We start from the raw sequence: 13,550 nt of genomic DNA on the forward strand, positions 1-13,550 counted from the left end.
GATTGCTTTTTCTCTTTGTGCTGGTAAAGATGTTCTTACAATTAGGAAATAGTTTTGCCTTTGGTTCCTATCAAACCATTAACGAATTACTATTTAAAAAAACCTCTTATCTGAATTATGGCAGTATCATTCTTTTTGTTGCCAATATACTTTTGAGTTTTGTATATATTAACTCGATAACCGTAGTATTATTAGCGATTGCCCTATTTCTTATCATTAATATTATCGGCTGGGTTTCAGTAATTAGGATTCATCAAAAATTCATTAGTTCCTACTTTTTCTATTTTATTTTGTACCTTTGCGCACTCGAAATTGCACCCCTAATCATATTGGGAAGCTTTCTAAAATAGTGTAACCTATGAAAGTAAAAACAATTTTGGTCTCTCAACCTGAGCCAAAAATGGAAAATTCTCCCTATTCCAGGCTCATAGACAAAGAAAAGGTAAAGGTTGATTTTAGACCCTTTATTCATGTTGAAGGAGTTGATGCCAAAAGTGTCCGTCAACAAAAAATTGATTTAAAGGATTTTACGGCCATTATTCTTACAAGTCGAAATGCAGTGGACCATTTCTTTAGAATTGCGGAAGAAATGCGTTTCAAGGTGCCGGACACCATGAAATATTTTTGTCAGTCAGAGGCTGTTGCATATTACCTTCAAAAATATGTGGTCTATAGAAAAAGGAAGATTTATGTAGGAAAACGTTTGTTTTCTGACTTGGCCCCAATGATTAAAAAGTATAAGGATGAAAAATTTCTTTTACCCTCATCAGATGTCCTTAAACCGAAGTACCGGAAACCCTTAACGCACTAGAGATTAACTGGAAACGAGGTATCTTTTACAAAACGGTCATCAGTGATTTATCCGATCTTAGGGATGTCTACTATGATATTTTAGTGTTCTTTAGCCCATCAGGAATTGAGTCCCTATTACACAATTTCCCTGATTTTAAACAAAATGACACTAGGATCGCCGTCTTTGGGAACTCTACGGTAGAAGCAGCTACAGGTGCCGGACTCAGAATAGATATAAAGGCCCCAACTCCGGAGACCCCATCTATGACAATGGCATTACAGAAATATATTACGAACGCCAACAAATAATCGGTGCTTCAGAATTCATAAAAAAGGCCTTGCGATTTGCAAGGCCTTTTTAGTTTTTATCGTTTTGAGTTCATTAATTAAAAAGCATAACGCTGAGGGCCTCCTCGCCTAATTTCCTCACTAGCATACTTTTCAAACTTTTTAAAGTTTTCCCTAAAAGCATTTGAAAGCTTAAATGCGGTTGTATAATATCTTTCGTCATCGTTCCAAGTAGCCCTAGGACTTAGAACACTGGTAGGAACTCCTGGACATTCTCTTGGTTGAGCCACGCCAAAAACGGAATGAATATGATACGTGTCATATGAATAAAGACCAAGTTCCCCACTAAGGGCTGCACTGATCATGGCACGGGTATATTTAAGTTTCATTCTGGTGCCAACACCATAAGGTCCTCCTGTCCAACCGGTATTGACCAACCAAACATCAACTCCCGCTTCCTTCATTTTTCTACTTAACATTTCGGCATACTTTGTTGGGTGTAAGGGCATGAAAGGAGCTCCGAAACAAGCTGAAAAGGAGGGTTGGGGCTCAACCACCCCGGCTTCGGTGCCGGCAACCTTTGCCGTGTATCCGGAAATAAAGTGATACGCCGCCTGACTAGGTGTTAATTTGGAAATTGGAGGGAGCACTCCAAAGGCATCCGCGGTCAAAAAGAATATATTCTTAACATTTTTGCCGATGGAAGGCTGTTGGATATTGTCAATATGGTAAATTGGGTAACTTACCCTCGTATTTTGGGTTATAGACGTATCGGCAAAGTCCACATTACCTTTATCGTCCAATACAACATTTTCCAAAATGGCTCCGGGTTTTATGGCATTAAAAATCTCAGGTTCCTGTTCCTCCGAAAGGTTGATTACCTTGGCGTAACATCCTCCCTCAAAATTAAAAACGGTATTTCTGCTAGTCCAGCCGTGCTCATCATCGCCGATCAATTTTCTATTTGGGTCGGTAGACAAAGTTGTTTTCCCGGTTCCCGATAATCCAAAAAATATTGCGGTATCTCCTTCTTCACCCACGTTGGCAGAACAATGCATAGGCAACGTTTCCTTGAAAACAGGTAGAATAAAATTGAGCGCTGAAAAAATCCCTTTTTTTATCTCCCCTGTATAACCTGTTCCGCCAATTAAAGCAATCTTTTCGGTAAAGTTCAAAATCGCAAAATTATGTTGCCTTGTTCCATCCTTTTCGGGGTTGGCCATAAAACCTGGCGCATTGATTACTGTCCATTCCGGACTGAAATTTTCCAATTCCTCCTCCGTCGGCCTTAAAAACATGTTATAGGCAAACATATTAGACCATGGATATTCGTTTATGACCCTTATATTCAATTTGTAATCAGGCTCGGCACACGCGTAACTGTCCCTAACAAAAAGTTCCTTCTCGTTTAGATAGGCAATAACCTTGTCGTATAATTCCTTGAACTTTTCAGGCTCAAAAGGAATATTTACAGGACTCCACCAAATTCTATCATTAGTAATGTCGTCCTTAACTATAAATCGATCTTTAGGAGACCTACCCGTAAACTCTCCGGTATTTACCGCAAGTGTGCCATTTTTGGTCTCTACTCCCATCCCCAAATCCAAAGTGGCCTCTTGGAGTTCTTCGGGAGTTTGCTGATAATGAAAGTTATCATGTAGTATTCCGTAATTCTTAAGTGAAATTGTTTTTTGTTTGGAAGATGAACTGTTCATAACTCAAAATAATCGTTTCTCAAAGCTATTAAATTTACCCCTGAAACCGTTGGAAATCAACCGGTATTCGCACACTTATCGGTAAGAAATATGAAAACTTCGACAAAAGATTATATTTTTTGTAAAAAAATGGTGCGAAAAGTTACTTTTGCCGTATTTAAACCAACATAAACGTATAACCATTATCAATTTGATAAAATAATAAGATAATATTACCTATTTAATAATGGATTCTTGCCTAAAACCACCTAGTGAAAGAACCTAAAACCTTTTCTCAAAATAGGCAGCTACACTATTTTCGAGTAAGGTTTTGCCATTCTTCATATTATATTCCAATGGTTTGTTGGGGTCACCAATTTCAATCACATCTCGAACGCCATTCGATGTAAGAATATCCAATGAAACTTCCAATTTACCGCAAACAGCCAAAACTGGAATAGTATACTTTTTCGCCAAATCCATCACTCCCTGTATCAGTTTTCCACTAAGGGTTTGGTCATCTATTCTGCCTTCACCGGTCACGATGTAATCAAATTGTTGTGAATCCAGCACACTTTTAACTTCCGATAATTCTAAAATGAACTCCACACCACTTAGAAATTCCGCGCCTAAAAAAGCCTTAAGCCCAAAACCAGTTCCTCCAGCTGCTCCGGAACCTGGAACATCCGAAAAATCATCTCCATATGTTTTTTCAAAAATGTATGACAAGTTCTTCAATCCTTCATCTAGCTCGTGTATCAATTCTTCGTCGGCACCCTTTTGGGCGGCATAGACGTAAGCAGCTCCATTTGTACCATAAAGTGGATTTTTTACATCGTTTATGGCGTAGAATCGGATTTTTGATAGATCCATATCACTTTCTCGGATTCCTGATATCTTGAATTTGGCTTAAATTTTTTCCAATGGGTTCCAAAGAATGGCCCTTAGTGTCCGTAAATTCAAATCCCAAAGCATTGGCAATCCCAGTTCCTCCATCATTGGTAGCACTACCTCCCAATCCTACATAGACCTTTTTAGCCCCTCTTTTAATGGCATCGTTAATCTGTTGTCCGCTTCCATAGGTAGAGGTCAAAGAAGCATTTCTTTCTGATGGTTCCAACAATTCCATCCCGGAGGAATTGGCCAATTCAATATAGGCCGATTCATTTTTTTGATCATATAGATAATAGGAGGAAATTTTTCGCCCTAAAGGATCTAAGGTTTCCATTTCTATTTCATCACATTCGCGGTATGTTGAGATAGCATCCAAAAAACCATCACCACCGTCCGATGCCTTTACAAAATGAAAGGATGCATCACTTATTACTTTCTCCACACCCTGTTTAAAAGATTGATACACCTCTTCACTTGTCATGGAACCTTTAAACTTATCCGGAATGATCAATAATCTCATTTGTTCAAATTTTCCGGGAAGCCATTTATAACGATATCCCACAATTGGGGCAATAAAAAATAAACGAAAAGGCTCAATACGATAATGGATATTATATTCATGAAAAATCCTTTTCGAACCATATCCGGAATTCGTAGGTATCCAGAACCAAATACCACCGCATTGGGCGGAGTTGCCACGGGCAACATAAAGGCGCATGAGGCGGCAACAGCCGCACCTACCATCAAAACAAACGGATGCACCTCAATGGATAGGGCCATAGGCGCCAAAACAGGCAACAACATGGCTGTTGTGGCCAAATTGGATGTGATTTCAGTCAAAAAATTTACAGCTGCAATGAGCAGCAATACCAACAAAAAAACGGGAAGACCTGAAAGAGATGTCATTTGACTCCCAATCCAAACGGCAAGACCACTTTCATCAAAACCCTTTGCCAAGGCCATACCTCCACCAAAAAGTAAAATGATGCCCCAAGGCATCTGTACCGCCTCATCCCAATTCAACAGCTGTTCCCCTTTCTTCCTTGAAGGTATCAAAAACAATAGGATTGCGAAAAATATGGCGATAATAGTATCATCCAAATCAGGTAAAAGCTTTTGAAGTAAAAAGGAACGGGTTATCCAACAAAATGCAGTTGCTGCAAAAACAATGGCGATGAGCTTCTCCTCGTAGGAAATCTTTCCCAAGCTATTCCTTAATCTGCTTATTTCCGCCCGACCACCAGGAAATTCTACCTGCTTAAAGGAAAACGCGTAACGGGTTAAATATTTCCAACAGATAAAAATCAGCACTATGGAAATGGGAAGTCCGAACATGAACCACTGCATGAAGGTAATTTCATAACCGTATGTGTCCAATACCACTCCCGCCAAAACCAAATTGGGCGGAGTGCCTATCAAGGTTGCCATACCACCAATGGAAGCACTGTAGGCAATGGCGAGCATCAGGGATTTTCCAAATAACAGGTTCTCGTCCTCCACCGTAGCCGGATTATCCTTTAATTGTTTGATAATCGCCAGCCCAATGGGCAGCATCATGACCGAAGTTGCCGTATTCGAAATCCACATGGACAAAAAACCGGTCGCTACCATAAACCCCAAAATTATCTTTCGGATATCGGCGCCAATCACATGAATAATGTTTAAGGCAATTCTTTTGTGCAGATTCCACTTTTCAATGGCGATGGCGATGACAAAGCCGCCCATATAGAGAAACACGTATTTATGCCCAAAAGACCCCGAAGTTGCCGTAAGATCCAAGCCTCCGTGAAAGCGGAAAGAGTACAATGGGCAACAGTGCGGTTACGGCAATTGGGATGGCCTCTGTTATCCACCAAATTGCAATCCACACTGTCGAGGCCAATACTGCATTGGCTTCCTTTGACACCCCATCAGGATGAAAGAAACTAAGAATCAGAAAAAAAGAAAGAGGACCTAAAATAAGCCCCATTAATTTTGTTTTGCCCATACCTTAAAGGAAATCATTTAATTTTTGAACTATACAATTGATACCCTAAATATCCCCATGCCCCCAACAACAAGGTACCTCCAATAGGAGTGATAAAACCTATAGTTTTAAATTCGAACTGTGTGATACTATTTAAGGCCAAAAGATAAATAGAAAATGAAAAGAATACCACGCCAATTACGGTCAATCCATATACAATCCGTTGCGCCTGTTCTTTTATTCCGGGTATTAGAGCTAAAACAAATAAAAATATAGCATGATACATTTGATAACGAACACCTGTTTCAAAGGTGTTTACGGCCTCCGGTGATACAAGTTTCTCTAGACCATGGGCCCCAAAAGCTCCAAGGGCAACTGCCAAAAATCCAAAAATGGACGCCGTAATCAATATTGTTTTCTTCATAAACTCCAGTCTAAACGAAACCTATTATTTCATTTACAATTTACTTCATTGTTGGGTAATCACACATAGTTGATTTTATAACTTTATCGATATATATTTTTATATATATAACAAATTGATACCTTAGTATACTTAATTTCAACCAAAAGTAAGTAATAAGCATGGTGCGAAAAATTTTGATTGTAGGTGCTGGTAAATCCACTTCCTATTTATTGGATTATTTGTTAGAAAAATCGGATACCGAAAATTTGAAGGTCATCATTGGTGACCTTGATACCTCATCCATTTCGGGAAAAATTAAGTCGCACCCAAATTGTGCCGTTCGCACCTTGGATATCTTTAGGGAAGAAGAACGAATATCTGCGATTCAGGAGGTGGATTTGGTTATTTCCATGCTTCCGGCACGCTTTCACATCAAAATTGCTGAGGATTGTCTAACCTATAAAAAGCATTTAGTAACCGCATCCTACATCAGCCCGGAACTTAAAAAGCTCAATGAAAAAGTAATTGAAAGCGGTCTTGTTTTTATGAACGAGATTGGCCTGGACCCAGGTATTGATCATATGAGTGCCATGCAGGTCATTGATAGGATACGGGACAATGGAGGCAAAATATTGTTATTCGAATCGTTCTGTGGTGGACTGGTGGCCCCCGAGTTCGATAACAACCTATGGAACTATAAGTTCACCTGGAACCCACGTAATGTAGTTCTTGCAGGTCAAGGAGGAACGGCCAAATTCATTCAAGAGGGTACGTATAAATATATTCCCTATCATAAACTATTTAGGCGAACGGAATTTTTTGAAGTAGAGGATTTTGGCAAGTTCGAAGGCTACGCAAACAGGGATTCCTTAAATTATAGGGAAGCCTACGGTTTGCAGGATGCCCTGACCATTTACCGAGGTACCATGCGCCGCGTTGGGTTTTCAAAGGCTTGGAACATCTTTGTACAACTAGGGGCCACAGATGACACCTATACCATTGAAAATTCAGAAAATATGACCTATAGGGAGTTCATCAATCTATTCCTACCCTATTCTCCAACGGATTCCGTAGAACTCAAACTGAGGCACTATCTTAAAATTGATCAGGACGACAGTACATGGGAAAAACTCGTTGAACTAAACCTTTTCGATAAATCCAAAAAAATTGGTATTACCGATGCAACTCCAGCCCAAGCTTTACAAAAGATTCTAGAGGACAAATGGACCTTGGGAGACAAAGAAAAGGATATGATTGTCATGTACCATAAATTCGGGTATGAATTGAACGGGGAGAAAAAACAAATCGATTCAAAATTGGTAGTCATTGGTGAAGACCGTATTCATACTGCCATGGCAAAAACGGTAGGGTTGCCCGTAGCCATCGCAGCATTAAAAATTCTAAACGGACAAATCACCACTCCCGGAGTACAGATACCTATTTCAAAAGAGGTGTACCAACCCATTTTAAAAGAATTAGAGAGTCTGGACATCAACTTTAAGGAATACGAAGTTCCCTATCCGGGATATAATCCGGATTCTGTAGCTAGCTAAAATCACATATTCAAGGTATTTGCGTAATTTTGATTTCAATATGAAATAATAAACATGAAGTCTGATAACAAAAACACCAAGATTGATGGTATCGACAAGAAAATATTAAGATTTTTGATGGAGGATGCCCGAAAACCTGTGTTGGAAATAGCCCGAAGCATCGGTATTTCCGGAGCGGCTATCCATCAAAGACTCCGTAAACTGGAGGCCTCCGGGTTATTAAAAGGTTCAAAATTCATAATTAACCCTAGGGCCATGGGCTATACCACCATGGCCTATATAGGAATTTATCTCGGACAAAGCGATGAGCAATCCGGCTGCGGTTAAACAATTGGAAAAAATTCCGGAAGTATTGGAATGCCATTACACCACAGGAAACTGGTCCATCCTAATAAAAATCCTCTGCAAGGACAATGAGCACCTCATGCATGTTCTTAACAAGGAGATTCAGCAAATCGAAGGAGTATCCGAGAACCGAGACCTTTATTTCCCTTGCCCAACAAATTGACCGTCAAATAACGATATAAAAAAGCCTTTCCATAATTGGAAAGGCCTATTTTCATTTTGCAAAGGAAGTCTAATCCCTTCCTCCAAACACCTGAAGTCCCCAGTAAACCAATGTGGCCAAAGAACCGATGGCAGCTACCAAGTAGGTTCTTGCTGCCCATTTTAACGCATCCTCAGAACCCTTGTACTCAGATTGTGTTACCATGTTTCTATTCTTCAGCCAGGCCAAAGCACGGTTACTTGCATCATATTCAACAGGCAGGGTAATAAAACTAAAAAGCGTCGCCATTCCCATCATAATCAAACCTGCAACGGCCACCCAATAACCGAAACCTACACCAGCAGCGGCACCCAGTGCCGAGACCACCAAAAACGACCCAAGTAGACATTCCTGAAGTAACGCTTACCACAGGCACTAATTTGGAACGCATGGTCAACCACTCATAGGCCTGTGCATGCTGTACGGCGTGCCCACACTCATGTGCCGCAACGGCAGCAGCGGCAGCATTGCGTTGGCTATATACCCCTTCGCTAAGATTTACGGTTTTGTTTTTAGGATTGTAATGGTCTGTCAACATTCCTGGGGTTGAAATCACCTTTACATCCCGGATTCCATGGTCTGCCAACATTTTTTCGGCAATCTCGGCTCCGCTCATGCCATTTTGTAAGTGCACTTTTGAATAATGCTTAAACTTACTTTTTAATCGGCTACTAACAAGCCAACTCACCAAGGCAATAGCACCGATTAATATATAATATCCCATCATAACGTTACAATTTTTGTTTCAATAAATATACATAAGAATCCGCTTCGAAGCGGAATCATGTATTGGAAAGCAAAAACCCCGCCAAACCCATAATTCAGTAAGAATGGGCATGATGGGGTCTTCACAAACTGACAAATTGTACCGTTATGCAAAGGCTTCTTTCCAGCCAAAAGCTTCGATTATTTCTTCATAGACTACCTTACCTGAAACTATATTCAATCCTTTTTCCAGGGAAGCATCCTTCTTACAAGCTTCTTCCCATCCAAGATTGGCCAGTTTTAGTGCGTACGGCAAGGTAACATTGGTCAACGCCATGGTAGAGGTATAGGGTACCGCACCGGGCATATTGGCAACCGAATAATGCACCACATCATCAATGATGTATATAGGGTCTTCGTGGGTGGTAGGCCTTGTAGTTTCCACACATCCGCCTTGATCTACGGCCACATCGACGATAACTGTTCCAGGTCGCATTTCCTTTAACATATCCCTAGTGATAAGGTTCGGTGCTTTTGCCCCTTTCAACAATACACCACCAATAATCAAGTCGTGGGTCTTAATATGTTTTCTGATATTGAATTCGTTCGAAAATTCTGTAACTACATGGGGCGGCATCACATCGTTTACGTATCGTAGACGCTTCATATTGATATCCAATATGGTCACATGGGCACCCAAACCGGCTGCCATTTTAGCAGCTTGTATACCAACGACACCTGCACCTAATACCAACACCCTACCAGGTGCCACACCTGGAACACCGCCTAAGAGCACCCCGCGCCCCTTAACGGGTTTCTCCAAATATTTAGCCCCTTGCTGAATAGCCATTCTGCCGGCCACTTCGGACATTGGGGTCAATAATGGCAAGGTTCCATCTTCGTCCTCTACGGTTTCATAGGCAATACAAATAGCCTTTTGCCGTATCATTGCTTTGGTCAACGCTTCGCTCGATGCGAAATGAAAATAGGTGAACAAAATCTGTCCTTCCTGAATCAAATCATATTCTTCGGCGATGGGCTCCTTCACCTTTACAATCATTTCGCTCATCGCATATACCTGCCCAATGGTATCCAAAATAACGGCTCCTGCCTGTTGATAATCCTTATTAAAAAAACCGCTCCCTTTCCCTGCACCGGATTGCACATACACGGTATGGTTGTTCTTTACCAATTCAAAAACCCCGGCCGGCGTCATTCCAACCCTGCTTTCGTTGTTCTTAATCTCTTTTGGAATACCAACAATCATAATGATCAATTTTAAAATTATGGGGTAAAGGTGCGATAATTTTCATTTTTAAAAAACAAATAATCGATAAAAGGAGGGGTAAATCAATTAAAATAGCATTTAATTAATAACATACCCCTTAAATTTTAGGGGTGCGATATTATTTTTATATAATTAAAAAAGAATCACCCTCCTTTTTTAACCCTAGTCGAAAAAAAAAGAGGGTGTTTTAATTGAAACCCAATATTTACAGCAGCTTGTCGCTGTTGTGAACAACGGAGTGCCTTAACCTACAATGTTGACGATTTTCCCAGGTACCACAATTACCTTCCTGGGCGTTCTTCCCTGTAATTGCTGCTGCGTTTTTTCATGGGCCATTACCGCCGCTTCTATTTCCTCCTTGCCCATATCTAAAGGAAGCTCCAATTTAAATCGCATTTTACCGTTAAAGGAAATAGGGTATTCCTTACTACTTTCAACCAAATACTTTTCTTCAAATTTGGGAAAAGGTGTGGTGGAAATGGACTCTGCGTGACCCATATTTTCCCAAAGCTCCTCGGCAATGTGTGGGGCATAGGGGGAAACCAAAATAGCCAACGGTTCCAAGATGTCCCTGCTATTGCACTTTTGGGAGGACAATTCATTCACACAGATCATAAATGTAGAGACCGAGGTGTTAAAACTAAAGTTCTCAATATCCTCTTCTACTTTTTTAATGGTCTTGTGCAAGGTTTTTAGAGCCTCTGCGGAAGGCGCATCATCTGAAACACAGAATGTTTCATTGGGTCCCGTATGGTACAAACGCCACATCTTTTTTAAGAAAGAATGTACTCCAGTGATACCAGCCGTATTCCATGGTTTGGATTGCTCCAAAGGACCCAAGAACATTTCGTACAATCGGAGACTGTCCGCCCCATATTCTTCACAAATAGCATCCGGATTGACGACATTGTATTTGGATTTGGACATTTTTTCTACTTCGCGAGAAACTTTAAATGTGCCATCTTCCTCAGTGATAAATTCAGCCTCCGCATATTCTCGGTCGCCAATTTTTAAAATCTTCAATGTCCAATTCGTCAGATGCACTAACTAACGAAACATCTACATGAATGGGAATGATGCCGGACATACCTCGATCAATATCAATAGAAATATTATCTGCTTCGGAAATCTCAATTTAACCTTTGCTTCAATATTTTTGAAAAACTCAATTAAACTAAATTTAATCTTTTCAAAAGGTTCAGGATTCTGAGCATGCACTAATTCGTTTCTAATTTCCCTTGTAATAAAAATTGAGTTATTAGCAAATAAGTTGGAATAAAAGGCTTCAACCTCTTTATTATCATAATGGGAATCTGCATGCTTTGCTTCTAATAGTAACCTAAATGCAAAAGCACTCGTCCCCGTAATCATCCCCTGATTGATCAGTTTTTTGGCAAACTCATCTTCGGGTACCAAGCCTTTATCGAACATAAACTTTTGCCAAAAACGGGAGTACAATAAATGGCCTGTAGCATGTTCACTACCACCAATATATAAATCCACATCCTGCCAATAGTTAATGGCCTTTTGCGAAAAAATCTCCTCACTGTTATGAGGTCCATATAACGGTTAAAATACTGGGAACTCCCCGCCCAACCGGGCATAGTGTTCAACTCTAACGGAAATACGGTTTTATGGTCTATGCGCTCATTGGAAACCACCTCATTACTTTCAGTATTCCAAGCCCATTCCGTAGCATTTCCTAAAGGAGGCTCCCCAGTTTCTGTGGGAAGGTATTTTTCCACTTCCGGCAGGGTAATGGGCAAATACTCCGTTTCAATCATCCGGGGCATACCATCCGCATCATAATATACCGGAAAGGGTTCTCCCCAATAGCGCTGACGGCTAAAGACGGCATCCCGCAAGCGATAATTCACCTTGCCTTTTCCCTTTCCCAATTGCTCCAATTCAAAAATGGCACGTTTTACCGCTTTCTTATAGGGTAGTCCATTTAAGAAATCGGAATTCGCTATAATCGTATGGTCTTTATCGGCAAAAGCCTCCTCGGAAATATCCACGCCCTCAAAAATATTAGGAATGGGAATATTGAAGTGTTTCGCAAAGTCATAATCTCGTTGATCACCACAGGGAACGGACATGACTGCGCCAGTACCATAGCCTGCCAATACGTAGTCCCCAATCCAAATAGGAACAGGTTCCTTGGTAAAAGGGTGTTCCGCATATGCTCCTGTAAAGGCACCCGTAATGGTTTTCACATCGGCCATTCGATCTCGTTCGGAACGTTTGGCGGTGGCTTCGATGTAGGCCTCCACCTCGGCTTTTTGTTCCGGAGTGGTGATTTTGGACACCAACTCATGTTCCGGGGCCAAGGTCATAAAGGATACACCAAATATCGTATCGGGACGGGTGGTGAAGACTTCGATTTCCGGAAATTCCTCGTCGTTTTGCTCTGTTGGAATGACGTTAAACGTTACAGATGCCCCTTCGGAACGACCGATCCAATTGGTCCGGGAATCCTTCAATGGCTGTGGCCAGTCAATTTTTTCCAATCCGTCCAATAAACGCTGTGCATACGCCGTAATACGCATGCTCCATTGCGTCATTTTCTTTCGGATGACAGGGTGCCCTCCACGTTCCGAAACACCGTTTACAATTTCGTCATTTGCGAGTACAGTTCCCAAAGCAGGACACCAATTTACTTCGCTTTCGGCCGAGATAGGTCAAACGGTATTTTAGTAAAATCTCTTGTTTTTCCTTTGAGGAAAATGACTTCCATTCCTCCGCCGTAAAAGCAGCAATATTGTCATCGCATACGGCATTCACATTGGCATTTCCCTCTTTTTCAAAAACTTGGATCAAACTTTCTATATCCGCTGCCTTATTGGAATCCATATTATACCAAGAATTGAACAACTGAATAAAAATCCATTGGGTCCATTTGTAATAGCTGGGATCCGATGTACGCACCTCCCTACTCCAATCAAACGAAAAGCCTAACTGATCCAACTGTCTCCTATAGGTCTTGATATTGGCTTCCGTGGTAATGGCCGGGTGCTGGCCCGTTTGTATGGCATATTGCTCCGCTGGCAACCCAAACGAATCATAGCCTTGTGGGTGTAACACATTAAACCCCTTATGCCTTTTATACCGGGCATATATATCGCTGGCAATATACCCTAGGGGATGGCCAACGTGCAGACCTGCTCCCGAGGGATAGGGGAACATATCCAACACATAGAACTTTTCTTTGTCCGAATCATTTTCAGCTTTAAACGTTTGGTTGTCCGCCCAATATTTTTGCCACTTGGCCTCAATTTCGTTGAAATTGTAATTCATCATCGTTCCTATAAAAAAAGACCACATTGGAATGTCCGTGTACGGCATATTCCGCTATGATCCCCGAAATTATTCAAAGTACAAAAATAGGTGTATTCGATGAAAGTTGAAAAGATATTG

General features: G+C 40.9%; 7 protein-coding genes and 5 pseudogenes. 4 read left to right on the top strand and 8 right to left on the bottom strand.

Annotation, left to right across the window (positions count from 1 at the left end):
• The first annotated feature begins 29 nt into the window (after positions 1 to 29).
• Together NYZ99_RS17935 and NYZ99_RS17940 are read left to right on the top strand one after the other, a co-directional pair.
• Positions 30 to 350, top strand: a complete 321-nt coding sequence (locus tag NYZ99_RS17935; RefSeq protein ID WP_260572557.1) for a DUF4271 domain-containing protein — start codon at positions 30 to 32, stop codon at positions 348 to 350.
• Positions 351 to 358: 8 nt separating this feature from the next.
• A pseudogene (locus NYZ99_RS17940) lies at positions 359 to 1,101 on the top strand (uroporphyrinogen-III synthase).
• 77 nt (positions 1,102 to 1,178) lie between these two features.
• Here the strand turns inward: NYZ99_RS17940 and pckA are convergent.
• The 5 genes and pseudogenes from pckA to NYZ99_RS17965 all read right to left on the bottom strand — a co-directional run bounded on the left by pckA (position 1,179) and on the right by NYZ99_RS17965 (position 6,058).
• Positions 1,179 to 2,795 carry a phosphoenolpyruvate carboxykinase (ATP) gene (pckA, locus tag NYZ99_RS17945; RefSeq protein WP_260572558.1) on the bottom strand — a complete coding sequence of 539 codons (1,617 nt, stop codon included), beginning with the start codon at positions 2,793 to 2,795 and terminating at the stop codon, positions 1,179 to 1,181.
• A 261-nt stretch (positions 2,796 to 3,056) separates the two neighbouring features.
• Complete coding sequence (locus tag NYZ99_RS17950; protein WP_260572559.1) at positions 3,057 to 3,647, bottom strand: glycerate kinase; 591 nt, start codon at positions 3,645 to 3,647, stop codon at positions 3,057 to 3,059.
• 1 nt (position 3,648) lies between these two features.
• A complete protein-coding gene (locus NYZ99_RS17955; RefSeq protein ID WP_260572560.1) occupies positions 3,649 to 4,188 on the bottom strand; it encodes a glycerate kinase in 540 nt (179 codons plus the stop codon).
• Positions 4,185 to 5,655, bottom strand: a pseudogene (locus NYZ99_RS17960) (SLC13 family permease). Before NYZ99_RS17960 ends, NYZ99_RS17955 begins: the two are co-directional and overlap by 4 nt.
• A 13-nt stretch (positions 5,656 to 5,668) precedes the next feature.
• The gene (locus NYZ99_RS17965) at positions 5,669 to 6,058 is read right to left on the bottom strand and encodes a DUF423 domain-containing protein (RefSeq protein WP_260572561.1); all 390 of its coding nucleotides are present in this window, start codon (positions 6,056 to 6,058) and stop codon (positions 5,669 to 5,671) included.
• A gap of 161 nt (positions 6,059 to 6,219) precedes the next feature.
• Here NYZ99_RS17965 and NYZ99_RS17970 point away from each other — a divergent pair, with 161 nt between their 5' ends.
• Positions 6,220 to 7,593, top strand: a complete 1,374-nt coding sequence (locus NYZ99_RS17970; protein ID WP_260572562.1) for a saccharopine dehydrogenase family protein — start codon at positions 6,220 to 6,222, stop codon at positions 7,591 to 7,593.
• A gap of 54 nt (positions 7,594 to 7,647) precedes the next feature.
• Positions 7,648 to 8,120, top strand: a pseudogene (locus tag NYZ99_RS17975) (Lrp/AsnC ligand binding domain-containing protein).
• Positions 8,121 to 8,170: 50 nt separating this feature from the next.
• Here the strand turns inward: NYZ99_RS17975 and NYZ99_RS17980 are convergent.
• The 3 genes and pseudogenes from NYZ99_RS17980 to NYZ99_RS17990 form a co-directional block, all read right to left on the bottom strand.
• Positions 8,171 to 8,867 (bottom strand): annotated as a pseudogene (locus NYZ99_RS17980) (zinc metallopeptidase).
• A gap of 144 nt (positions 8,868 to 9,011) precedes the next feature.
• Entirely contained in the window at positions 9,012 to 10,112 is a 1,101-nt protein-coding gene (ald, locus tag NYZ99_RS17985) for an alanine dehydrogenase (RefSeq protein WP_260572563.1), read from the bottom strand.
• A 264-nt stretch (positions 10,113 to 10,376) separates the two neighbouring features.
• Positions 10,377 to 13,430, bottom strand: a pseudogene (locus NYZ99_RS17990) (leucine--tRNA ligase).
• Positions 13,431 to 13,550: the final 120 nt, after the last annotated feature.

The organism is Maribacter litopenaei, from assembly GCF_025244665.1.
Taxonomy (GTDB): Bacteria; Bacteroidota; Bacteroidia; order Flavobacteriales; family Flavobacteriaceae; genus Maribacter; species Maribacter litopenaei.